At 73.1% G+C, this 23,072-nt stretch carries 25 protein-coding genes and 1 pseudogene; 16 read left to right on the forward strand and 10 right to left on the reverse strand.

Annotated features, from left to right (window positions below; translation table 11 throughout):
* Complete coding sequence (locus tag B7C62_31410; GenBank protein ID ARF76287.1) at positions 1-786, reverse strand: electron transfer flavoprotein subunit beta; 786 nt, start codon at positions 784-786, stop codon at positions 1-3.
* 187 nt (positions 787-973) lie between these two features.
* On the opposite strand from B7C62_31410, the gene B7C62_31415 reads away from it, so the two are divergent.
* Positions 974-1,678 (forward strand): TetR family transcriptional regulator, encoded by a 705-nt coding sequence (locus B7C62_31415; GenBank protein ARF76288.1) that lies wholly within the window; start codon positions 974-976, stop codon positions 1,676-1,678.
* Positions 1,679-1,905: 227 nt separating this feature from the next.
* A complete protein-coding gene (locus tag B7C62_31420) occupies positions 1,906-2,271 on the forward strand; it encodes a hypothetical protein (protein ID ARF76289.1) in 366 nt (121 codons plus the stop codon).
* A 52-nt stretch (positions 2,272-2,323) separates the two neighbouring features.
* Here B7C62_31420 and B7C62_31425 read toward each other — a convergent pair whose 3' ends face one another.
* From B7C62_31425 to B7C62_31440, 4 genes are all read right to left on the reverse strand, one after another.
* Positions 2,324-3,019, reverse strand: coding sequence for a type 1 glutamine amidotransferase domain-containing protein (locus tag B7C62_31425; protein ARF76290.1), 696 nt, complete (start codon positions 3,017-3,019; stop codon positions 2,324-2,326).
* A gap of 264 nt (positions 3,020-3,283) precedes the next feature.
* Entirely contained in the window at positions 3,284-3,790 is a 507-nt protein-coding gene (locus tag B7C62_31430) for an ArsR family transcriptional regulator (protein ID ARF76291.1), read from the reverse strand.
* A 227-nt stretch (positions 3,791-4,017) separates the two neighbouring features.
* Positions 4,018-4,824, reverse strand: coding sequence for an ABC transporter permease (locus B7C62_31435; protein ARF76292.1), 807 nt, complete (start codon positions 4,822-4,824; stop codon positions 4,018-4,020).
* A 32-nt stretch (positions 4,825-4,856) separates the two neighbouring features.
* Positions 4,857-5,807 carry an ABC transporter ATP-binding protein gene (locus tag B7C62_31440; GenBank protein ID ARF76293.1) on the reverse strand — a complete coding sequence of 317 codons (951 nt, stop codon included), beginning with the start codon at positions 5,805-5,807 and terminating at the stop codon, positions 4,857-4,859.
* Between the two features lie 146 nt (positions 5,808-5,953).
* Here B7C62_31440 and B7C62_31445 point away from each other — a divergent pair, with 146 nt between their 5' ends.
* Positions 5,954-6,799 (forward strand): inositol monophosphatase, encoded by an 846-nt coding sequence (locus B7C62_31445; protein ARF76294.1) that lies wholly within the window; start codon positions 5,954-5,956, stop codon positions 6,797-6,799.
* A 139-nt stretch (positions 6,800-6,938) separates the two neighbouring features.
* Positions 6,939-8,351, forward strand: coding sequence for a hypothetical protein (locus B7C62_31450; GenBank protein ARF76295.1), 1,413 nt, complete (start codon positions 6,939-6,941; stop codon positions 8,349-8,351).
* A gap of 1 nt (position 8,352) precedes the next feature.
* Here B7C62_31450 and B7C62_31455 read toward each other — a convergent pair whose 3' ends face one another.
* Positions 8,353-9,792: a hypothetical protein gene (locus B7C62_31455; GenBank protein ARF76296.1), complete on the reverse strand. Its 1,440-nt coding sequence runs from the start codon at positions 9,790-9,792 to the stop codon at positions 8,353-8,355.
* 250 nt (positions 9,793-10,042) lie between these two features.
* Between B7C62_31455 and B7C62_31460 the strand changes: the two genes are divergently transcribed.
* From B7C62_31460 to B7C62_31470, 3 genes are all read left to right on the forward strand, one after another.
* Complete coding sequence (locus B7C62_31460) at positions 10,043-10,579, forward strand: O-acetyl-ADP-ribose deacetylase (protein ARF76297.1); 537 nt, start codon at positions 10,043-10,045, stop codon at positions 10,577-10,579.
* A 164-nt stretch (positions 10,580-10,743) separates the two neighbouring features.
* A complete protein-coding gene (locus B7C62_31465; protein ARF76298.1) occupies positions 10,744-12,216 on the forward strand; it encodes a DNA-3-methyladenine glycosylase in 1,473 nt (490 codons plus the stop codon).
* A 14-nt stretch (positions 12,217-12,230) separates the two neighbouring features.
* The gene (locus tag B7C62_31470) at positions 12,231-12,737 is read left to right on the forward strand and encodes a cysteine methyltransferase (protein ID ARF76299.1); all 507 of its coding nucleotides are present in this window, start codon (positions 12,231-12,233) and stop codon (positions 12,735-12,737) included.
* 63 nt (positions 12,738-12,800) lie between these two features.
* Here the strand turns inward: B7C62_31470 and B7C62_31475 are convergent, their stop codons facing one another.
* On the reverse strand, positions 12,801-13,385 hold the full coding sequence (locus B7C62_31475; GenBank protein ID ARF76300.1) for a hypothetical protein: 585 nt from the start codon (positions 13,383-13,385) through the stop codon (positions 12,801-12,803).
* 409 nt (positions 13,386-13,794) lie between these two features.
* On the opposite strand from B7C62_31475, the gene B7C62_31480 reads away from it, so the two are divergent.
* The gene (locus B7C62_31480) at positions 13,795-14,202 is read left to right on the forward strand and encodes a hypothetical protein (GenBank protein ARF76301.1); all 408 of its coding nucleotides are present in this window, start codon (positions 13,795-13,797) and stop codon (positions 14,200-14,202) included.
* Between the two features lie 14 nt (positions 14,203-14,216).
* Here the strand turns inward: B7C62_31480 and B7C62_31485 are convergent, their stop codons facing one another.
* Complete coding sequence (locus B7C62_31485; GenBank protein ARF76302.1) at positions 14,217-14,945, reverse strand: NAD-dependent deacetylase; 729 nt, start codon at positions 14,943-14,945, stop codon at positions 14,217-14,219.
* Positions 14,946-15,009: 64 nt separating this feature from the next.
* On the opposite strand from B7C62_31485, the gene B7C62_31490 reads away from it, so the two are divergent.
* A complete protein-coding gene (locus B7C62_31490; GenBank protein ARF76303.1) occupies positions 15,010-15,210 on the forward strand; it encodes a DUF2191 domain-containing protein in 201 nt (66 codons plus the stop codon).
* Between the two features lie 20 nt (positions 15,211-15,230).
* Here the strand turns inward: B7C62_31490 and B7C62_31495 are convergent, their stop codons facing one another.
* A complete protein-coding gene (locus tag B7C62_31495) occupies positions 15,231-15,728 on the reverse strand; it encodes an NUDIX hydrolase (protein ID ARF76304.1) in 498 nt (165 codons plus the stop codon).
* A gap of 124 nt (positions 15,729-15,852) precedes the next feature.
* Between B7C62_31495 and B7C62_31500 the strand changes: the two genes are divergently transcribed.
* A complete protein-coding gene (locus B7C62_31500; protein ARF76305.1) occupies positions 15,853-16,968 on the forward strand; it encodes a glycerate kinase in 1,116 nt (371 codons plus the stop codon).
* Between the two features lie 402 nt (positions 16,969-17,370).
* Here B7C62_31500 and B7C62_31505 read toward each other — a convergent pair.
* Positions 17,371-17,763: pseudogene (locus B7C62_31505) on the reverse strand (hypothetical protein).
* Between the two features lie 102 nt (positions 17,764-17,865).
* Here B7C62_31505 and B7C62_31510 point away from each other — a divergent pair.
* From B7C62_31510 to B7C62_31535, 6 genes are read left to right on the forward strand one after another with little or no spacing between them, the layout of a single operon-like run.
* Positions 17,866-18,069 carry a hypothetical protein gene (locus B7C62_31510; protein ID ARF76306.1) on the forward strand — a complete coding sequence of 68 codons (204 nt, stop codon included), beginning with the start codon at positions 17,866-17,868 and terminating at the stop codon, positions 18,067-18,069.
* A 41-nt stretch (positions 18,070-18,110) separates the two neighbouring features.
* Positions 18,111-18,908, forward strand: a complete 798-nt coding sequence (locus tag B7C62_31515; protein ID ARF76307.1) for an ABC transporter ATP-binding protein — start codon at positions 18,111-18,113, stop codon at positions 18,906-18,908.
* Complete coding sequence (locus tag B7C62_31520) at positions 18,905-19,705, forward strand: ABC transporter ATP-binding protein (protein ARF77457.1); 801 nt, start codon at positions 18,905-18,907, stop codon at positions 19,703-19,705. Before B7C62_31515 ends, B7C62_31520 begins: the two co-directional genes overlap by 4 nt.
* Positions 19,702-20,592: a branched-chain amino acid ABC transporter permease gene (locus tag B7C62_31525; protein ID ARF76308.1), complete on the forward strand. Its 891-nt coding sequence runs from the start codon at positions 19,702-19,704 to the stop codon at positions 20,590-20,592. The genes B7C62_31520 and B7C62_31525 overlap by 4 nt, the downstream gene beginning before the upstream one ends.
* Entirely contained in the window at positions 20,585-21,763 is a 1,179-nt protein-coding gene (locus tag B7C62_31530; GenBank protein ARF76309.1) for a branched-chain amino acid ABC transporter permease, read from the forward strand. Before B7C62_31525 ends, B7C62_31530 begins: the two co-directional genes overlap by 8 nt.
* Positions 21,760-23,010, forward strand: a complete 1,251-nt coding sequence (locus B7C62_31535) for an ABC transporter (GenBank protein ARF76310.1) — start codon at positions 21,760-21,762, stop codon at positions 23,008-23,010. Before B7C62_31530 ends, B7C62_31535 begins: the two co-directional genes overlap by 4 nt.
* Positions 23,011-23,072: the final 62 nt, after the last annotated feature.

Raw genomic sequence — 23,072 nt, forward strand, 5'->3', positions numbered from 1 at the left:
CTAGATGAACTTCTGGCCCGCGAGGAACTCGGCGAGCTGCCTGCCGCCCTCGCCCTCGTCCTTCACGACCGTGCCCGCCGTCCGCGCCGGACGCTCGGTCGCCGAGTCGACGGCCGTCCACGCACCCGCCAGACCCACCTGGTCCGCGTCCAGGTCCAGATCGTCCAGATCCAGCGACTGCACCGGCTTCTTCTTCGCCGCCATGATCCCCTTGAACGAGGGGTAACGCGCCTCACCGGACTGGTCGGTCACCGACACCACCGCAGGCAGCGAGGCTTCCAGCTGCTCGGATGCGGTGTCGCCGTCACGGCGCCCGGTCACCACACCGTCCGCGACCGTCACCTCCGACAGCAGCGTCACCTGCGGCACACCCAGCCGCTCCGCCAGCAGCGCCGGGAGGACACCCATGACACCGTCGGTCGAGGCCATCCCGCAGATCACCAGGTCAAAGCCGGTCTTCTCGACCGCCTTCGCCAAAACCAGCGAGGTCCCGATCACGTCCGTGCCGTGCAGATCGTCGTCCTCGACATGGACCGCCTTGTCCGCACCCATCGACAGAGCCTTGCGCAACGCGTCCTTCGCGTCCTCCGGACCCACCGTCACCACCGTGATCTCCGCACCGTCCGCCGCATCCGCGATCTGCAACGCCTGCTCGACCGCGTACTCGTCCAGCTCCGACAACAGACCATCGACATCCTCACGGTCCACCGTCAGATCATCGGCGAACCCCCGGTCACCGGTCGCGTCGGGCACGTACTTCACACAGACAACGATCCTCAAGCTCACGCCGGCTCTCCTGCCTACCTCGGTGTGGCCCCTGCCGATCAGGCCCGGTTCCACCTGGGTGTGGTTTCGTAAGGGTGACCTTATGGCACTCAGTACCCTCTGTAAAGGTACCCAGTGCCAAAACCCTCCCTCCGATGCTACGTTTCGCCGCATGAGCGAGGCACGCGGACCCGAGAAGAAGGCGCCCATGCGGGAGGTGCTCGCGCAGGCGGCGTTCCAGCTCTTCCTGGAGCGGGGCTTCGAGCGGACGACGGTCGACGACATCGTGGCGCGGGCCGGGGTGGGGCGGCGGTCCTTCTTTCGGTACTTCCCCTCCAAGGAGGACGTGGTCTTCCCGGACCATGACCGCTGCCTCGCCGAGATGACCGAGTTCCTGGCCGCCGTGGACGACGGCGATCCGGTGGGCGCGGTCTGCGACGCGGCGAGGATCGTGCTGCGGATGTACGCGGCCGACCCCGAGTTCTCCGTACAGCGCTACCGGCTCACCCGTGAGGTGCCCGGACTGCGGACGTACGAGCTGTCGGTGGTGCGCCGCTACGAGCAGACGCTCGCCGGTCATCTGCGGGGCCGGTTCGGTGCGGACGGCGACGGGGCGCTGCGGGCCGAGGTGATCGCCGCCTCCGTGGTCGCCGCGCACAACAACGGGCTGCGGCTGTGGCTGCGTTCGGGCGGCGCGGGGGACCCCGAGGCGGCCGTGGACCATGCGCTCGACCTGGTGCGGGAGGTGTGGGAGCGGCCCGCCGAACCTTCGCCCGCGCTGGAGAAACCGGGGCCGGCCGGTGTCACCACCACCGGGTCCGGCGACAACGAGGTCATCGTCATGGTGGCCGCCAAAGGCACCCCCATGTGGCGCGTCGTGCAGCAGATCGAGGCGGCCGTCGGCGAGAGCTGAGCCGGGGCCGACGCATGGGCGAGGCGTGGCCGATACATGGCCGAGGCGTGGCCGATCCGAGGGGCCGGGCCCGGCCCGATCCGTACCGGCGGAGAAAACTCGGTAATAATCGGCACTCAGTGCCTTTACTCTCCGACACTCAGTGCCATATGGTGCGGACGCGCCGAACAGCCAGGTGCGGCGCGTCCGAGTCGAGCGCAGGGGGTCGATCCGTGTCTCAGGCAGGAATGGGCACCGTCCAGAAGGCGCACGAGGAGTGCGGCCTCTCCTACAACCGCTGCCGCTGGTGCGGTACCGCGTCCTTCCGGCGGCTGCTGTGCCCGGTGTGCGCGTCGAGCGAGCTGGAGCCGGAACGCACCACCGGCCACGGGGTGGTCGTACGGACCGCCGTGGTCCACCGCTACACCGAGGCGGCGCGCAACGAGTCCCTGGTCCGCTTCCCCGAGGGGTTCGTCTTCCGCTGTCAGGTCGTCGGCGCCGCACCGCAGATGGTGACGGTCGGCGCCCGGGTGAAGCCCCTCGCGGGCGATGAGCCGGAGTCGGGTGCGGTGGTCCTGGAACTCTGCGAGCCGCCCGTCCAGCGGGACTGGTGACGCCCGCGACCGGGTCACGGACCGGGGCGCGGGCGCCACGGACGCGTACCGGTCAGCCGATCCGCTTGAGCAGCTCCTCGGCCAACGGCTGTGCGGACGCCGGGTTCTGACCGGTCACCAGATTCCGGTCGGTGATCACGAACGGTGCCCAGGGCTCGCCCTCCTGGAAGTCCGCGCCGACCTCCACCAGCCGGTCCTGGAGCAGCCAGCGGGCCTTCTCCGCGAAGCCCGCCTGGGCCTCCTCGGCGTTGGTGAAGCCGGTCAGCCGGTATCCGGCGAACACGTTGGCGCCGTCGGGGCCCGTGGCGGCGAGCAGGGCCGCCGGGGCGTGGCAGACGACGCCCAGCGGCTTGCCCGACGCCAGGGCCCCGGCGAGCAGCCGCCCGGAGGCGGGGTCCACCGCGAGGTCCTCCATCGGGCCGTGGCCGCCGGGGTAGAAGACGGCGTCGTACGCGTCCAGGTCCACGTCCTCCAGCGTGACCGGCCGCCGCAGCTCCTCGAACGCCTCCAGCCCGGCCGCCACCCGGTCGGCGCCCTCCTGGCCCCCGTTGAACTCGGGCGCCAGGCTGCCCCGGTCCACGGTGGGGACGACCCCGCCCGGAGTGGCGACGACCACCTCGTGACCGGCCCCGGTGAACACCTGGTACGGGGCCACGGCCTCCTCGGCCCAGAAGCCCGTCGGGTGGGCCGTGCCGTCCGCCAGGGTCCAGTGGTCCGCACCGGTCACCACGAAAAGGATCTTTGCCATACGCGTACATCTCCGTCGGTCGGGGTGGGCTGACCAGGCCGACCGTAGGCCCGGTCCGGCCGGGATCGGCGTCCGGCCGACGTGTGCCGGAAGAGAGGGTTCCGACGGGTCGGCACCGATCGGCCGGACGGCGGATCGCCTGCCCGCCCCAGCCGGTCCGAATCATCCGCTCGAACCGTCCGCTAGAACCGTCCGGCCGAAACCCTCCGGCCGAACCGTCCGGAGGGCCCGTTCCCGATTCCGTACGGATACGGGGGCACACGCTCAGGAGGCGCCGCGCCGGGCCTCCCAGGCGGCCACCAGCGACTCGGTCTGCTCCACGAACCCGTTGAACAGGTCGGCGAGCGAGGCCAGCCGCTCCCGGGCCTCGCCGTGCGCCACGGGGATGCCGGAGGTCAGCGTCTCGGTGAACTTGCGCATATGGGCGTTGTTCACCAGCAGCAGATGCTGGAGGTCGCCCACCGCCTCGTAATCGATCCGCCTGCTGCCGGGCCGGGTGGAGCGCCGCACCAGGGTCCAGGCTTCCAACTGGCGTGCGGCCACGCTGAGTCCGCTCTTGGCCTGGCCGAGCTCACGGGTCATGGTGTCGAGGTCCACCGGCTTGTTGCGCAGCAGGAGGTAGCCGAAGAGGCGTCCGGTGGCCTGCGGAAGACCCCAGCGCTCCATCAGCGAACCCATCTCGCTGATGAAGGAGGCTTCCGCTTCGCTGAACCCGTCGGGGCCGGGGGCGGGGGAGAAGCCGTCGTCGGCGGTGCTTTCGTGATCAGTCATGGTCTCGCTGGGTTCTCGGGCCTTCAGGAAGGCAGCGGTCCTGGGTTCTCCGCCTTCGGGAAGGCGACGGTCGGCCGGTCGACCCCGTTCATCCGACCCCGGTCATCGGAATCAGATCAGAATAGTCTCCCCGCCGCGCCCGGGAACGGGGGACAGGGGACACGGGGACGGCCCGGCACCCCCGCCGGGGAGGTGCCGGGCCGTCCCGAGCCCGTGCGGGCGCCGGTTCAGGCGTTCTTGATGTCGCGCCGGTCCACGGCGTACGTACCGGCGGCGACGGCGGCCGCGGAGACGGCCGCCAGCAGCGCCACCCCGCCCCAGGGGATACCGCTGACGAGCGGGTCGCCGCCCAGCGCCCACTCCCAGGGGGAGAGGTTCGCCAGCGGTTCCAGGGCGTCGGACAGCGGCGCGATGGCGTGCAGCAGATACCCGACGACGAGCACGCCCGCCGCCACGCCCAGCGCGGGGCCCCGCCCGAGGCCGAACCCGACGACGGCGTACGCGATCCCCGCGTGCAGCACGGCCAGCAGGGCGACGGTCAGCGTCACCGCGGCCACCCCGCCCGTGGAGACGTCCATGTCGTACGCGAGGACCGAGCCGTACACCGACAGCCAGACCAGCACGCTGGTGAGGGCCAGGCCGAAGGCCACGCAGAGGAAGCGCACCAGGAAGACCCGGCGGCGGGCGACCGGCAGCGCCAGCAGCAGTTCGAGCCGCCCGGCCTCCTCGTCGCCGCCGGTCAGGGCGGTGGTGGCGGTCACGGCCATCAGGCCGAGGAGCAGCGGCAGCAGGACCGCGTACAGGTTCCCCTTGAGGTAGCCGCTCGCGCTGCTGATCTGGTCGATCCCGAGCGCCGAGGACACCTCGGGCGAGACGCCGGAGGCAAAGTCCTCCAGGGCGCCGGAGCTCTCCATGGAGGGCCAGGCGCCGACGACGGAGAGGGCGAGCACGACCAGCGCGGCCGACCAGGCCATCAGGGTGCGCCGCTGGATCTGTACCCCGCGCCGGAAGATCTCCGAGGTGGGCGATGACATGTGTTTCCCTTCCGGCCCGGGGGCGGCCTTGATCACTGGGACCCGTCACGGGTGGGGGAGAGGGGGCGGGGGCTCCGGCCGGCCGGGGCGTCCTGCTGGTAGTACTCGAGGAACGCCTCCTCCAGGTCCGGTTCCGGCGCGGTGAGCGTCGCGATCCGGTGGCCCGCCAGGAACCGCAGCAGAGCGTCCGGCGAACCGGTCCACGCCAGGGAGACCTCCTGGCTCTCCGGCCGCCGCCGCTCCACCGCCGACGCGCCCTCCAGGGCGGTCAGCGCGGCCAGCGGTACGTTCTCGCCCTCCGCGAACGTGATGTGGAAGCGCTGCGCGGCCTCCCGGCGCAGCTCGCGCGTCGGGCCGGAGGCGGCGAGCCTGCCGCCCTGGAGCACCGCGACCAGGTCGGCGACGCGCTCGACCTCGGAGAGGATGTGCGAGGAGAGCAGCACGCTCTGCCCGTCCGCCCGGGCCTCCTCGACGGTGGCGAGGAACACCTGCTGCATCAACGGGTCGAGCCCGTTGGTCGGTTCGTCCAGGATCAGCAGCTCCGGCCGGGCCATGAAGGCGCCCACCAGGCCGACCTTGCGGCGGTTGCCGGTCGAGAGCCCGCGCACCTGCCGGTCCGGGTCGACGCCGAACCGCCGGACCAGCTCGTCCCGGTAGGCGGTGTCGGTGAGCCCCCGCAGCCGCCCCCAGGAGGTCAGCGTCTGCCCGATGGTCAGCCGCTCGTCCAGCCGCAGTTCGCCGGGCAGATAGCCGATCCGCCGCCGCACCCCGGGGTCGGTCGGGTCCTGGCCCAGCACCCGGACCCGGCCCGAGGTCGGCCGGGAGAGGCCCATGAGCATCCGGATCGTGGTGCTCTTGCCCGCCCCGTTGGGGCCGAGGTAGCCGTAGACCACGCCCGGCGGGACGGTCAGGTTCAGTCGGCTCAGCGCGGTGAAGTCACCGAACTTCTTGCTGACGTCCGTACATTCGATGAGAGGGGTCACGTCTCTTCTGCTCTCTCCTCTTGCGTCCACTGCCCGTTCGCACGCCCCATCATTCACTGATTACTGAATCTAATCAACATGGTGGCCGGTGCGGGCTGCCGACGCCCACCCGAGGGGGCTGCGGCGGGCCGTGCTTAGCTGGAGCCATGATCGATGACTTCCTGTACGGGACCGCCGGGGACACCGGACCGCTGGCCGAGGTCGAAGAGGCGGTACGCGCCGCCGCGGCGGCCGAGATCCTGCCCCGCCACCGGAAGCTCGCCGCCCACGAGATCATCGAGAAGAACGGCCCGCACGACCTGGTCACCGCGGCGGACCGGCTGGCCGAGGAGCACCTCACCGCCGCCCTCACCAAGCTGCTGCCCGGCTCGGTCGTCGTCGGCGAGGAGGCCGTGCACGCCGATCCGGCGGTCTACGACGCCCTCGGCGGCGACGCCCCCGTCTGGATCGTCGACCCGGTCGACGGCACCCGCCAGTTCGTCCGGGGCGAGGCCGGGTTCTGCACCCTGGTCGCCCTCGCCCAGCACGGCGAGGTCCACGCCTCCTGGACGTACGCACCGGTCCTGGGCGAGATGGCCGTCGCCGTACGCGGCCGGGGCGCCACGCTCAACGGCGTGCCGATACGCGCCGGCGCACCCGCCCCCGGGGCCGTACTGACCGTGGCCACCTCGCACCCCGACTACACCACCGACGCCCAGAAGCGGGCCCTGCTCGGCCTGCTCACCGAGGGCATCGACCCCCGCCCCTGCGGCTCCGCCGGGCTGGAGTACCTCGCGGTCGCCCGGGGTGCCCTGGACGCCATTGCCTTCAACTGGGAGTACGCCTGGGACCACGCGGCGGGCCTGCTCCTGGTCGCCGAGGCGGGCGGCGCCCACGCCACCCTGTCCGGTGCCCCGTTCCGGATCGCGGGCGGCAACGACCTCCCGTTCACGGCGGCCCGCGACACGGCCACCGTCCAGCGCATCCTGGCCGCCCTGAGGACGGGCGGCTGACACGTCCGCCCTGGTCCCGTGTCCGCCCCGGTCTCGGGACCGGCGCCGCCCCGCCACCCGCCCCCGGTCCCCGCGTCCGTGCTGTCAGTACGCCCGAATATCCTGGGGCTCCGCCTGCCCGCCGACGAAGGAGTCCAAGGTGCCGATGCTCGACGCGGTCGTCGTGGGGGCCGGGCCCAACGGGCTGACCGCCGCGGCCGAACTGGCCCGCAGGGGCTTCGCCGTGGAGGTCCACGAGGCGCACGGCACCATCGGCGGGGGCGCCCGCACGGAGGAGCTGACGCTGCCGGGGTTCCGGCACGACCCCTGTTCCGCCGTGCACCCGCTCGGCATCGGCTCGCCCGCCTTCCGGGCGATGCCGCTGGCCCGGCACGGCCTGGAGTGGCTGCACCCCGAGGTCGACCTCGCCCACCCCTTCCCGGACGGCACCGCCGCCGCGCTCACCCGGTCCGTCGGCGAGAGCGCCATGACGCTCGGGCCCGCCGACGCCGGGGCCTACCGCCGCCTCCTCGCCCCCTTCGTCGGCCGCTGGGACACCCTGGCCGCCGACTTCCTGCGCACCCCCTGGGACGGGCTGCCCCGCGACCCGTACCGACTGGCCCGCTTCGGGCTCCTCGGCCTCCAGCCCGCCACCTGGGTCGCCCGGCGCTTCCAGGGTGAGAAGGCGCGCGGCCTGTTCGCCGGGCTCGCCGCCCACGCCATAGCTCCCACCAGCGGCTTCGCCACCTCGGCCATCGCCCTCGTCTTCGCGCTCGCCGCCCACGAGAACGGCTGGCCGGTCCCGCGCGGCGGCTCCCAGGCCATCGCGGACGCCCTCGCCTCCTACCTCCGCGAACAGGGCGGCACCCTCCGCACCGGCAGCGAGGTCAAGCGGCTGGACGAGCTCCCGCCCGCCCGCGCCTACGTCTTCGACACCTCGCCCTCCGCGCTCGCCCGGATCGCGGGCCTCGGCTCCGCCTACAGCCACTACCGCTACGGCGCCTCCGCCTTCAAGATCGACTACGCGCTCTCCGGCCCCGTCCCCTGGACCGCCGAGGCCGCCCGCCGCGCCGGTACCGTCCACATCGGCCCCACCGCCACCGCCATCGACGCGGCGCTGACCGCCGCCGTGGAGGGCCGCGACCCCAGCGTCCCCTTCCTCATCACCGCCCAGCCGAGCCTCACCGACCCCTCCCGGGCCCCCGAGGGGCGCCATGTCTTCTGGGTGTACGGGCATGTCCCGGCAGGCTGGGAGGGCGACGCCACCGACGTCATCGAACGCCAACTGGAGCGCTTCGCCCCCGGCTTCCGCGACCTGGTGCTCGCCCGCGCGGTCTCCGGGCCGCCCCAGCTCGCCGCCCGCAACGCCAATTACATCGGCGGCGACATCGCGTGCGGAGCCTTCTCCGGCCTCCAGACCCTCATCCGCCCCAAGCTCGCCCGCGTCCCGTACGCGACCGCGCACCCGGCGGTCTTCCTCTGCTCCTCGGCCACCCCGCCCGGACCCGGCGTGCACGGCATGTCCGGCCACCACGCCGCCAAGGCCGTATGGCGGCAGCTGCGCGCGTCCTGAATCAGCCGCTGAGGGAGGTGCGGGAGGCCGGGGCCCAACGCCGCTGCGCCGCGCCGCCGATGTGGTTCCCCAGGACGGTGCCCACGCCGATCGCGGCCGTGGTGACGAACGCCAGCACCGCGTAACCGGCCGCCCCCGGGACGTGCAGCCCGTACTGGAGCAGGCTCCGGTACACGTCCGGGCCGGGCAGCAGGGCCCCCGCGATACCGGGCACCACCAGCGACCGCGACGGGATGCGCAGGACCGGCGCCACCGCCCCGGCCGCCGCGCCCAGCACCGCCGCCGCCCCCAGGACCGCCAGCGGGGTGGGCTGCCCCAGCTCCTGGTGCAGCACCCCGTTGACCAGGCCCGCCAGCACGCCCGCCCCCATCGCCCACGGCAGCAGGCGGGGCGGCCCGCCCATGAAGACGGCGTTGCCGAGCGCCCCGACCGCCGAGGTCAGCAGGGAGAGCAGCAACGGCAGGGCGCGGAAAGCCGTGTTGCGGGCGTCCACATCGGCGTCCCGCAGCAGGAACCCCACCAGGGAGACCCCGCCGACCATCGCCGCCAGGAACATCCCCACGCTGATCAGCCGCCCGGCCGCCATCGCCCGGAACCCCGAGATGGCGTCCTCCGCGAGGCTCACCACCGACAGGATCGGCAGGAGCAGCACCATGTTGGCCGCCGCGACGCTCGCCGCCTCACCCCCGGTCAGGGCCTGCGCGTCGGCCAGGAGCATGGTCAGCCCGATGACGGCGGCGGTCTGGAGCCCGGTGACGTAGAACGAGGGCAGACCGCCGGTGGACAGCGCCCAGCCGAACCGGTTGCCCACCAGGAACACCACCGGCGCGACGACCGCCGCCTTCGGTGTCCCCGACGCGAGCACACAGAGCATGGCGGCCAGCAGCGCCCCGCCCAGCACCTTGGTCCACCACGGCCAGAAGCCCTTCAGCGAGATGATGCGGGTCAGTTCGCGCTCGGCGGCCAGCGGCGGCAGGCCCTCGTCCAGCACCCGGTGGGTCAGCGCGCCCAGATCGTCCAGCTGCCGCAGGTCGCGGCTGTCCTCCGAACCCGTCTCCGTCATCATCGTCAGCGGCCGGGCGCCCGGCGGCGCGTACTGGGCCTGGATCGTCCGCGAGGTCACGTCGACCGTCATATGGTCCATGCCCCAGCGTGCGGTGACCGCGACGATCGCCGACTCGATGGCCCGGGTCTCCGCCCCGGCGAGGAACAGCTCCCGCCCGTGGCGCAGCGCGAACCGCATACAGGCGACGGCGGTGAGCTCGTCCACGTCCCTCGGCTCGGGGAACGCGTACCCCTCGAACTCCGTTCCGTACAACCGGTCCAGCAGCGTCGACTCGTTGTCCCGCAACCGGGCGAGCTGCTCCCGCCGTGCCCGGCGCCTGGAGAGGAACGAGCCGCCGGACGTCCGGCCGGCCGTGGACGCATCGTCTGAGGACACGGACGAGCCCCTCCCCTGAGTAGCCACCGCCGACAGCGCGGAGAATGCCGAGAATGCCGAGAATGCCGATGTACCGGGACATTCTGCCCTTCGGGCGGGCGGTCGAGCGGCAACGGGGCACCGCGCGTCACCGCCCGGCGAACCGCCCGGCACCGCCCCGGCAACGTCTCGGCGGCGCCCCGGCGGGTTCCGCCGGACCGGTCCGCGCGACCGGGCGGCGCGGGTGCGCGGCGCGCGGCATGATGTGCGCATGAGCACCTCCGTTTCCCCCGCGGTCCGCCTGGTCCGCGGTGACATCACCGACCAGTCCGTCGACGTCATCGTCAACGCGGCGAACTCCTCGCTCCTCGGCGGCGGCGGGGTCGACGGCGCCATCCACCGGCGCGGCGGACCCGAGATCCTCGCCGCCTGCCGGGAGCTGCGCGCCTCGCAGTACGGGAAGGGCCTCGCCACCGGCCGGGCCGTCGCCACCACCGCCGGCCGGCTGGCCGCCCGCTGGGTGATCCACACGGTCGGCCCGGTCTTCTCCGGAGCCCAGGACCGCTCCGCGCTGCTCGCCTCCTGCTACCGCGAATCGCTGCACCTGGCAGCGGAGTTGGGCGCCAGGAGCATCGCGTTCCCGGCGATCTCGACGGGCATCTACGGCTGGCCGATGGACGACGGAGCGCGGATCGCCGTCCGCACGGTCCTCGCGGAGACCGTGGCCCCCGTGGAGGAGGTGCGGTTCGTGCTCTTCGACGCGCACGCGTACGTGGAGTTCGAGGAAGTCCTCGCGATGCGCGGCTGAACCCCCGGCGGCGAAGGGCCGGGTGGCAGAGGAAACCTGCGGCAGAGGGCCGGAGGCTGCGGGAGCCCGAGGTGCGTGCGGGAGCCCGAGGTGCTTGCGGGGCCCGGAGGTGCGTGTCGGATTTCCGCCAGCCAGGGCCCTGACCGGTGACCCATCCTGGAACCATGCACACCGACACCGAGGCTTGCGTGCGGGCCGTCCAGTCCAAGGACGCCCGCTTCGACGGCTGGTTCTTCACCGCGGTCCTCACCACCCGGATCTACTGCCGCCCCAGCTGCCCCGTCGTGCCGCCCAAGGTCCGCAACATGACCTTCTACCCGAGCGCCGCCGCCTGCCAGCAGGCCGGATTCCGCGCCTGCAAACGGTGCCGCCCCGACACCAGCCCCGGTTCCCCCGAGTGGAACGCCCGCGCCGACTCGGTGGCCCGCGCCATGCGGCTCATCCGGGACGGCGTCGTCGACCGCGAGGGCGTCCCCGGCCTCGCCGCCCGGCTCGGCTACTCCGCCCGCCAGATCGAACGCCAGCTCCTCGCCGAACTGGGCGCGGGCCCGCTGGCGCTGGCCCGCGCCCAACGCGCCCAGACCGCCCGCCTGCTCATCGAGACCACCGCCCTGCCCCTGGCGGAGGTGGCCTTCGCCGCCGGGTTCTCCTCCGTCCGCACCTTCAACGAGACCGTCCGCGAGGTCTTCGCCCTCACCCCCGGCGAACTCCGCACCCGCGCCGCCCGGCGCCCCCTGGCCCCCGCCGCCCCCGGCGTGATCGCGCTCCGCCTCCCGTACCGCACCCCGCTCAACCCCAGCAACCTCTTCGGCCACCTCGCCGCGACCGCCGTCCCCGGTGTCGAGGAGTGGCGGGACGGCGCCTACCGCCGCACGCTGACCCTCCCGTACGGCCACGGCACCGTCGCCCTCACCCCGCGGCCCGGCCACATCGCCGCCCGGCTCTCCCTCACCGACCCCCGCGACCTCACCCGGGCGATCAGCCGGTGCCGCTGGCTCCTGGACCTGGACGCGGACCCGGTCGCCGTCGACGACCGGCTGCGCACCGACCCGCTGCTCGCCCCGCTGGTGGACGCGGGGCCCGGCCGCCGGGTGCCGCGTACGGTGGACGGCGCCGAGTTCGCCGTACGCGCGGTCCTCGGCCAGCAGGTCTCCACCGCCGCCGCCCGCACCCATGCGGCCCGCCTGGTCACCGCGCACGGCGAACCCGTCGACGACCCCGAGGGCGGGCTCACCCACCTCTTCCCGACGCCCGAGGCCCTGGCCGGGCTCGACCCGGAGACCCTGGCCCTGCCCCGGACCCGCCGCACCACGCTCACCACCCTGGTCGCCGCCCTCGCCGACGGGATGCTCCGCCTGGGCCCCGACACCGACTGGGCCCGGGCCCGCGCCGAACTCTCCGCGCTGCCCGGTTTCGGCCCCTGGACCGTCGAATCCATCGCCATGCGGGCCCTGGGCGACCCCGACGCCTTCCTCCCCACCGACCTCGGCATCCGCCGGGCCGCCGAACGCCTCGGCCTGCCCGCCACCCCCGCCGCCCTCACCGCACGGGCCGCCGACTGGCGCCCGTGGCGCGCGTACGCCGTCCAGTACCTCTGGACCGTGGACGACCACCCCATCAACCACCTGCCCGCCTGACGGAGGAACCCCCTATGTCTGCCCAGCAGCACACGGTCGTCGACAGCCCCTACGGCCCGCTGACGCTCGTCGCCACCGACGGCGTCCTCTCCGCCCTGTACATGACCGACCAGCGCCACCGTCCGCCCGAGGAGACCTTCGGCGTCCCCGACCCGGAACCCTTCCCCGAGGTGATCCGCCAGCTCACGGCGTACTTCGCGGGCGAACTGACCGCCTTCGACGTGCCGCTCGCCCTGCACGGCACCCCGTTCCAGCGGAGCGTCTGGGCGGAGCTGCTGAAGATCCCGTACGGCGAGACGCGCACGTACGGCGAACTCGCCGAGGAGCTCGGCAAGCCGGGCGCCTCCCGGGCGGTCGGCCTGGCCAACGGCAAGAACCCGGTCTCCATCATCGTGCCGTGCCACCGGGTGATCGGCGCCTCCGGCAGCCTCACCGGTTACGGCGGCGGCCTGGACCGCAAGCAGCGGTTGCTGGCGTTCGAGAGCGGGGGCGCAGGGGAGGAACCGCAGGCGCTGTTCTGAACGGGAGAAGGGGAGAAGGGGCGTACCAGGCAGGTACGCCCCTTCGCCGTGACCAAGCCTGCCTCAGCCGGTGAAGATCTCCACCGCCGTCCAGATCGCCAGCCCCAGCATGCAGATCCCGCCGATGCGCTGCACGGTCTTCAGCGGTACGCGGCTGGCGATGAACTTCCCCGCGAGCAGCGCCAGGGCGGAGACGGACATCAGGGCGGCGGCCGAGCCGATCGCGGTGGACCAGGTGCCGTTGGAGGCGGCCAGGTTGGCGGTGGTGATCTGGGTCAGGTCGCCCCACTCGCTGATGAAGACCGCCATGAACGCGGTCGAGTAGACCGGCCAGAAGCCGGTCACGGTCTTCACCTCGGTCTCGTCATCGTCGTCCCCGCCGCTGCCGCGCAGCAGGATGAACGCGCCGAACGCGAAGAGCGAGGCCGAGACGAGCTTGACGGTCCAGTCGGGCAGCAGCCCGATCAGGCTGCCCGCGCCCACGGCGATGGCGACATGCACGATGAACGCGGACGACGTGCCGAACCACACGTAGAGCGGGCGCATCCGCGTGCCCATGGCCAGCGAAGCGAACATCGTCTTGTCGGGGAGCTCCGCGAGGAAGATCAGCCCGAAGGCGGTGATGATCGCCAGGGGGTCGAGGTGCATTCCGGGTGGCTTTCTGTGCGAGCCGGGCCCCGGATCTTCGCGAAGCGCCGCTCGGGCTGTTCGGAGGACCACTCGGCCCGGCATGACGGCAGCGCCCACAGGGCGTGGACGTGTCATACAGGACCGAAGGTCTCGCCCGCCCGCGAGAAACCCTGTCCAGGTCTCACGAGCCCGGCCACCGGGAACCCGAGGGCTCCAGTGTGTCGACGACCGGTTTGCGGGGCTACTCCCCTTCGCAGTCATCCACATTACCCCACCGGGAGGGAAAGGGGCGCGGGTGTTCGAGGCCGGGGCCCCTCGGTAGAGTCGCGGTGATCACCGGAACCCGTGGTGAACACCGCGACCTGTGGTGATCACCGGGAGACCCGTGGTGGTCACCCCCGACCCTCCGCCGACCGGAAGTGCCCGTATGAGCCGCCGCCCCCGCAAGGACGTGCCCGCCCAGGGCGTTCCCCGGCCCACCGTGAGCGTCTGCCGGGGCTGCTGCTGCGGTACGGAGAAGATCCCGGGCGTCGACCACGCCGCCCAGCTCACCCGGCTCCGCACCGGGCTGGAGGGCGCCGCCACCGTACGGGCCGTCGAGTGCCTGGACGCCTGTGAGCAGGGCAACGTGATCGTCGTCCAGCCGTCCGCCGAGGGTCGCCGTGCCGGGGGCCGCCCGGTCTGGCTCGGCCTGGTCAACGACGAACACGCGGAGCGGGACATCATCACCTGGGCGTCGGCCGGCGGCCCGGGGCTCGCGGACGCCCCGGACATCCTCGACCTGTACGTCTTCCAGCCCTCGCGCCGGGTCCGGGCGGGGCTGGAGACCCCGTAGCCGACGGGACCCGCTCAGGCCCGGGCGCCGCCCAGGGAGCGCAGCAGCCTCGGCAGCGCCGTACCGATCGGCTCCCGGACGACCTCCTCGGCGAGTGCGTCGTACGGGGTCGGCTCCGCGTTCACCACGATCAGCCGCGCCCCGTGCTCGGCCGCGATCCCGGCGAGCGAGGCGGCGGGCTGCACCTGGAGCGTCGAGCCGACCGCCACGAAGACCTCGCACGCCTTGGCGATCGTCATCGCGTCCGCCAGCACCCCCGGGTCCAGCGGCTCGCCGAACATCACGGTCGCCGCCTTGAGGATTCCGCCGCAGAGCCCGCACGCCGGGTCCGCCTCGCCCGCGTCGACGCGCTCCAGGGCCTCGGCCATCGAGGAGCGGGCACGGCAGCGGGTGCAGATCACCTCACGTGCCGTGCCGTGGAGTTCGAGGACCTTGCGGGCGGGCAGCCCGGCCAGCTGGTGGAGCCCGTCGATGTTCTGCGTGAGCACCCGGACCGGGGTGCCGGACCGCTCCAGCTCCGCCACCGCCCGGTGGGCCGCGTTCGGTTCGGGGTTCCGGGCGGCCATGGTGCGGCGCAGCAGCCAGGAGCGGCGGCGGATCTCCGGATCGGCCATGTAGAACGCGTACGTGACGAGCTTCTCGGCCTCCGGGTCCTTGCGCCACACCCCGCTCGGCCCCCGGTAGTCGGGGATGCCGGAGTCCGTGGAGATACCGGCACCGCTGAGGATCGCGACAAGGGTCATGCGCCGAGCGTAAGGATCTGCGAACACGGCCCGCGACCGTATTTCGCCGGGGTAGGGTCCGGCCATGGCCAAGGTGAGCGTCAGTCTGGACGCCGAACTCGTCGTCGAAGTCATGGTGCTCGCGGGCGTCGGCAACCCGCAGGACGCGGTGGAGCTGGTGGTGCGCGACTACATCGCGCGCGGCCACCGCACCGAGGCGCTGGTCGCCGAGCGCGAGGAGTCGGTGCGGGACGTCGATCCCAAGCCCCAGGCCCAGCAGGGCTGACGCCCGCCGCCGCGCTGCTTCTACGCCACCGGGTTCCCGTCCTCCAGCTCCACCGTGGAACCGCCGGACCCCAGCACGTCCAGCGCCGCCCGCACCCGCCTCTCCAGCGGCGCCAGCAGATAGCCGCCGAGATCGGCGGGGGCGACCGGCTTCCAGGAGAGCAGCTCCTCCTCCTGGAGCCGGATCGCCGCGAACTGCTCGGGGGTGAGCACCCCGCCGTCGTACAGGTACGCCACGATCGGCGGCCGCCCGTCGCCCCGCGCCCAGTCGATGGCGAGCAGCCGGCCGGGCGCCAGATCGAGCCCGATCTCCTCCACCGTCTCGCGCCGGGCCGCCTGCCGGGGCCCCTCGCCCGTCTCCGACTCGACCGTCCCGCCGGGCAGCGCCCAGCCCTTGCGGTAGTTCGGCTCGACGAGCAGGACCCGCCCCTCCGCGTCGCGGAAGAGGCACGCGGCGGCGGCGAGGACCCGGGGGAGCCCGGCGATGTACGTGGCGTAATCGGCGTTGTTCGTGGTCACGGCCGCCAGCGTAGTGGCGGGCCGTTCCGGACGGCCATGGGCAGATCAGGGGGCGTACGGATAGGGTCGGGGCGGCGCGACTCTGTTCGAAGGCAAGGGATGCAAGGTGACGGACGGAGCAGATGTGGAGACCGCCCGCGTGCTCGTCGCGGCGGACAAGTTCAAGGGCTCGCTCACGGCCGTACAGGTCGCGGAGCGGGTGACGGCCGGGCTGCGGCGCGTCGTCCCCGGCCTGGAGGTGGAGACCCTGCCGGTCGCGGACGGCGGCGACGGCACGGTCGCGGCGGCGGTGGCCGCCGGGTTCGAGCGCCGCGAGGCGCGGGTGACCGGGCCCCTCGGGGACCCGGTGACGGCGGCGTACGCGCTGCGCGGCACCACCGCCGTGGTGGAGATGGCCGAGGCTTCGGGCCTCCAGCACCTGCCGGACGGGGTGTTCGCCCCGCTCACGGCCACCACGTACGGCTCGGGCGAGCTGCTGGCCGCCGCCCTGGACGCCGGGGCGAGGTCCATCGTGTTCGGGGTCGGCGGCAGCGCCACCACGGACGGCGGCGCGGGGATGCTCGCCGCGCTCGGGGCCCGCTTCCTGGATGCGGACGGCAAGCCCGTCGGCCCCGGCGGCGGGGGACTGGCCGAGCTGGCCGAGGCCGACCTCTCCGGGCTCGACCCGCGCCTGAAGGACGTCGACCTGGTGCTGGCCAGCGATGTGGACAACCCGCTGACCGGGCCCAAGGGCGCCCCTGAGGTGTACGGGCGGCAGAAGGGCGCGAGCGAGGAGGACATCGCGGTCCTCGACGCGGCCCTGGCGCACTACGCCTCGGTCCTCGGCCCGGAGACGGCGGCCCTGCCGGGCGCCGGAGCGGCCGGAGGCATCGGGTACGGGGCGCTCGTCGCCCTCGGAGCCCGCTTCCGGCCGGGCATCGAGGTCATGCTCGACGTGCTGGGCTTCGCCCCCGCGCTCGCCCGCGCCACGCTGGTCATCACCGGCGAGGGCTCGCTCGACGAGCAGACCCTGCACGGCAAGGCCCCGGCGGGGGTCGCGGCGGCGGCCCGGGAGGCCGGGATCGAGGTCGTCGCGGTCTGCGGGCGGCTCGCCCTCTCCCCGGAGGCCCTGAGCGGGGCGGGCATCGCGCGCGCCTACGCCCTGGCCGAGCTGGAACCGGACCCGGCCGTCTCGATGGCCCAGGCCGGACCGCTGCTGGAACGGGCGGCCGAGTCGATCGCCCGGGACTTCCTGAGCTGAGCGCCGGGGGCTGAGCTGCCTGAGCTGATCTGCCTGAGCTGAGCTGGCGGAGCGGAGTGGGGCCGGGCGTACGGGGACGTACGCCCGGCCCTTTTTCCTGCCGCTGCCGGTACGGGGGTGGGCCGATGCCTCACATGCGCGCTCCGGCGGTGTACGGGTGCGGGCCGAACCCGTACGAGCGCCGACCGATGCCGTACGGGCGGGCGCCGACTCCGTACGAGCGTCGTCCGGACGCGTACGGGCGGCTGCCGGGAGCGTACGGCCGCAGCCCCCCGCCGTACGCCCGCAGCCCATGCCGTACGAGCCCATGCCGCCGCCGTACGAGTCCACGCTGTACGGGCCCTCGCCCCGGCGCCCCCCCGAACCCCTCAGCGGTTCACCCCCCGACCCCCCCGGACCCCCCGACCACCGCAGCGCCTCCAGGGCCAGGACCGTCTCCACCAGCTCGCACGGGTGCGACAGCGAGCGTGAGGTCAGCCGTTCCAGGCGGCGCAGCCGGTTGAACACCGTGTTCCGGTGGCACCGCAGCCGTACCGCCGCCCGGCCCACCGAGCCCCCGCACTCCAGCCACACGTCCAACGTCCCGACCAGCAGCGCCCGTTCCGCCGGGGCCAGCGCCAGCAGCGGGCCGAACACCTCCGTGAGCAGGCGCGTGGAGAGCTCCGGCGCGCTCGCCACCAGGACGGCCGGCCACCGGTCGTCCGCCGCCACGGTCTCCCGCGCCCCCGGGACCCCGGCCGCCTGCCGTTCCTCGGCGGGCCCCCGCCGCTCCCCGGCCCGCGTCTCCCGCCGCATCCCCGCCTCCGTCCGCCGGACCGGCGACCGGTCCCTCCCGCCCGCTGCCGGGACAGCCGACGGCACACCGCCACGGAGGCGGACACCGGGGCCGGTCTCCCGGTGACCGACGAGGATGCCACCGGCCGCGCGGGCGGGAGCCCGGCCGTCGCCGCCTCTGTGCACGTGCACAACGAGGCCCTTCGATCGCTGGTCATCCGCATCGAGTCCGCCCCGCGCCGTGGACGCACGCTCCGGCCGGTGCTGGTCTGTGGCACCACACGACGCCCCCCACGGATGAGCACCACCCACGAGAACGACGCGTGAACACGACCCACGAACACGACAAGGCGGAAGGAGGAGGACGCATGGCAACGCTGGAGATCCGCGGACTGTCCGTGGGATACGGACCGGTCCGGGCCCTGCGCGACATCTCCGTCGATGTGCCGGACGGCGCGATCACCGCCGTGCTCGGCGGCAACGGCGCGGGCAAGACCACGCTGCTGCGGGCCGTGTCGCGGACCCTCGGCTTCCACCGGGGCACGGGCACCGGCACCATCCGGTTCGACGGCCGTCCCCTGGAGGGGCTGCGGCCCGCCCAGGTGGTGGCCGCCGGAGTGGTCCAGGTACCGGAGGGCCGACAGGTCTTCGCCCGGATGACGGTGGCCGACAACCTGCGCGCGGGCGCGCTCGGGGCGCGCGGCGGGCGCACGGAGACGCGAGCCGCCCTGGCCCGGGTGCATGAACTCTTCCCGGTGCTGGCCGACCGCGCCCACCAGCGGGCCGGGCTCCTCTCCGGCGGCGAGCAGCAGATGCTGGCGATGGGCCGCGCCCTGATGGCCGGGCCCCGGCTGCTCCTGCTGGACGAGCCCTCGCTCGGCCTCGCCCCGCTGATGGCGGCCCGGATCGCGGAGACCGTGCAGGAGATCAACGCGAGCGGCACCTCCGTCATGCTGGTCGAGCAGAACGCGGCCATCGCGCTGCGCCTCGCCTCGACGGCGTACGTCCTCGACGTCGGGGAGGTCGCCCTGCACGGGCCCGCCGATGAACTCGCCGCCTCCGACGAGGTGCGCCGCCGCTATCTCGGTGTGGTCGACGAGGAGGCCGCCGCCGACGCCGATGTGGCCTCCCGCGACCGGCGCACCCTGAGCAGGTGGTCCGCGTGACCACCACGGCACCGGCCCCCGTGGACAGCACCACGGCCGCCCTCACCGTCACCGACGTGACCGTGCGCTTCGCCGGGCTCACCGCCCTCGACGCCGTCTCCTTCACCGTCGAACCCGGCAGCGTGCACGCCGTCATCGGACCCAACGGCGCGGGCAAGTCCACCTGCTTCAACGTCCTTTCCGGGGTCTACCGCGCCACCGCCGGGACCGTGCGCCTCGGCACCACCGAGCTGACCGGGCTCGCACCGCACGCGATCGCCGCCCTCGGGGTCGCCCGCACCTTCCAGAACCTGGCGCTCCCGCCGCACGCGACCGTCGCCGACAGCCTGCTGCTGGGCCGCCACCGGCTCACCCGCTCCGGCTTCCTCGCCACCGGCCTGCGGCTGCCGTCCGCCGCCCGCGAGGAGCGGCGCCACCTCGAACGGGTCCGGGAGATCGCCGAATTCATCGGTCTGGAAGGGGCGTTGGAGCGTCCGGCGGGCTCGCTCCCGTACGGGCAGCAGAAGCTCGTCGAGCTCGGCCGCGCGCTGTGCATGGAGCCGAAGGTCCTGCTCCTGGACGAGCCGATCGCGGGCATGACCGCCGACGAGCGTCGTCGTACCGCCGCCGTCGTGGCCGACGTACGCGACAGCCTCGGCATCTCCATCGTGCTGGTCGAGCACGACATGGGGGTGGTGATGAAGCTCGCGGACGCGGTGACCGTACTCGACTTCGGACGCAGGATCGCGGGCGGTACGCCCGCCGAGGTCCAGAACGACCCGGCCGTCGTCCGGGCCTACTTGGGAGCACCTGAATGACCACGTTCGTCGAACTCCTCCTCGGCGGCCTGTCGATCGGTTCGGTCTACGCGCTGATCGCCCTCGGTTTCGTCGTCATCTTCAAGGCCACCGAGGTCGTCAACTTCGCCCACGCCTCCCTGCTGCTGGCGGGCGGCTATGTCACCGCCGTGCTCCACGACGACATCGGGTTCTGGCCCGCGTTGCTCGTCGGGATCGCCGGGGCCGCGACCGTCGGGGCGGCCATCGAGTTCTTCGTGATGCGCCGCTACCGGGGCAGTGACCACAGCGTCCTGGCCATCGTCACCATCGGCGTCGACATCCTCCTCATCACCGAACTCACCCGCCGCATGGGCACGGACGTCCTCGCGCTCGGTGATCCGTGGGGCAACGAGGTGGTCCACATCGGCGGGGTCACCCTCGCCCAGACCCGGATCGCCGCGTTCCTGGCGGCCGGGCTGCTCATCACCGTGTTCCTGCTGGCCTTCCGCTTCACCTCGTGGGGTGTGTCGATGCGGGCCGCCGCCGAGAACCCGCAGACCGCCGCCCTCATGGGCATCAAGCTGGGCCGGGTCTCGCTCGCCGCCTGGGCCGTCGCCGGGGCGCTGGCCGCCGTCGCCGCGCTCTTCCTCACCGTCTTTCCGACCCCCGGACTGGAACGGGCCACCTCGCTCGCCGCGCTCAAGGCGTTCCCCGCCGCGATCCTCGGCGGCCTCGACTCCACCACCGGGGCGCTCGTCGGCGGACTCGTCGTCGGTGTCACCGAGGCGCTCGCCACCGGATATCAGAGCGACCTCGCCTTCCTGGGGCGGGGCATCGGGGATCTGGCGCCCTATCTGGTGATGGTCGCGGTCCTGCTGATCCGGCCGGCCGGACTCTTCGGCACGAAGGAGCTGGCCCGTGTCTGACACCACCGCCACCACGGAGACAGCAACTCCGCCCACCAGCAAAGCTGTTGGCGCACCCAGCTGCACCGAACGGCTGCGCCGGCCGCGTACGTACGCCGTCCTCATCGGCTCCCTGCTGCTCCTCGTCCTCCCCTTCTACCTGGACCGCTTCTGGCTCCAGGCCGGGCTGTTCGCCATGGCGGCGGCGATCGGTGCCATCGGGCTCAACATGCTCACCGGCGCCACCGGCCAACTCTCCATGGGGCACGCCTTCTTCCTCGCCGTGGGCGCGTACGGCTACTGCGTCCTGGCGGGTGAGTCCGGCACCGAGAACGGCCACACCCTGACCGGGCTCGGGCTGCCGACCTGGCTGGCCGCGATCCTCGCCGTGCTCCTCGCGGGGGCTGCCGGAGGGGCGTTCAGCCCGATCGCCGGGCGGCTGCGGGGCGCGTACCTCGGTATCGCCACCCTCGCGCTGATCTTCATCGGGCAGCACGTCCTGTTCAACGCGGGCTCTCTGACCGGTGGTTACAACGGGCGGTCCGTACCGCCGCTCTCCCTCTTCGGGTTCACCTTCGATGACACCGAACTCCTCGTCGCGGCCGTCCCGTTCGGCTCGTCGGAGAAGCTCTGGTACCTGGGCCTGGCCGCCCTCCTGCTCAGCGCCCTGTTCGCCCGGGGCGTGCTGCGGGGCAGGCCGGGCCGGGCGATGAACGCCATCCGCGACCACCGGATCGCGGCGGGCGTGATGGGCGTGCCGGTGGCCCGCTACCGGGCCGGGGTCTTCGTCCTGTCCTCGATGTACGCGGGCCTCGCGGGCGTCCTGCTCGCCCTGGTCTTCCAGCGGACCGTGCCCGAGTACTTCGGCATGATCCTGTCCCTCGAGTACCTCGCCATGATCGTCATCGGCGGGCTCGGCAGCGTCGCGGGAGCCGTCGTCGGCGCCTTCTTCGTCTCCCTGCTCCCGCAGGTGCTCACCCACTACAGCGACTCCCTCCCGCTGGTCTCCGCCCCCGGTACGGGCGGTCTGGCACCGGGGGAGGCGTCCCGCTATCTGTACGGCGCCGCGGTCGTCGCGGTGGTCCTGTTCCTGCCCGGCGGCCTCGCCCGCCTCGGCCTCGCACTTCCGCGCGTCACCCGTCCGAAGAGAACAGGCGTCACCCGTCCGAAGAAGACAGGGGAGAAGAAATGAAACTCAGAGCGCTCACGGCCGTGGTCGCGGCCCTCACCGTCACCCTCGTCGGGTGCAGCGGCAAGGCGACCGGAGGGAAGGACGGCGAGCAGGACGAGGCCGGGATCAGGACCGGCCCCGGGGTCACCTCCTCCACGATCTCGCTCGGTGTCCTCACCGACATGACCGGCGTGTACGCCTCGCTCGGCAAGAGCGTCACCCAGGCCCAGCAGCTCTGGGTGAACCAGATCAACGCCAAGGGCGGCATCTGCGACCGGAAGATCGAACTGACCGTACGGGACCACGGCTACGACCCGCAGAAGGCCGTCGCCGGTTACACCGAGCTGGAGCCGAAGGTGCTCGGCTTCGCCCAGTTCATCGGCTCCCCGTTCGTCGCCGCCGTCGAGCAGCGCATCGACGGCAAGGACAAGGGGCTCGTGCTGCCGCAGGCGTGGTCGGCGAACCTGCTCGGCTCCCCCTCCATCCGCGTCATCGGCGCCACGTACGACATCGAGACCATCAACCTGATCGACCACCTGCTCAAGGAGAAGCGGATCGCCGAGGGCGACAGGATCGGTCATGTGTACTTCGAGGGCGACTACGGCGAGAACGCCCTCACCGGCTCCAAGTACGCCGCGAAGGAAGCCGGGTTGACCGTCGTCGAGCAGAAGATCAAGCCGACCGACAACGACATGACGGCCCAGGTCGCCGCCCTCAAGCAGGCCGGGGTGAAGGCCGTCGTCATCAGCGCCGGCCCGCGCCAGGCGGCCTCGCTCGTCGGCGTCGCGGCGGCCACCGGCTTCAACGTCCCCGTCGTCGGCAACAACTCCGCCTACGCACCGCAGCTGTTGAAGACCCAGGCGGGCCCGGCCCTGCTCAAGGACTACTACATCGCGTCCTCGACCCTGCCCATCGGCGACCCGGGTGACGGCCCGTCACTCCTGCGCAAGGAGTACGCCTCGCAGTACCCGAACGACGTCCTGGACAACGGCGTCGTCGCGGGCTGGACAGCGGCCTCCGTCTTCGGCGAGGCGCTGGACAAGGCGTGTGACGACAAGGACCTCACCCGCGAGGGCATCGGCAGGGCGCTGCTCACGATCAAGGGGTACGGGACGGAGTTCGGGGTCACCCACGACTTCTCCGACCCCACGGCGCCGTCCACCCGGGAGAGCGTCATCATGAAGCCCGACGCCACGGCTCCCGGCGGACTGAAGGTCATCAGCCCGGCGGCGGTCGCCCCGGCGGCGGAGGCGTTCACCGTGAAGTGAGGTGCGTACGGAGGTGGGCGCGCGGCCCCGACCGGTCGCGCGCCCACCCCCGTACAGCCCCG

This window comes from Kitasatospora albolonga (genome assembly GCA_002082585.1).
Lineage (GTDB): Bacteria > Actinomycetota > Actinomycetes > Streptomycetales > Streptomycetaceae > Streptomyces > Streptomyces stephensoniae.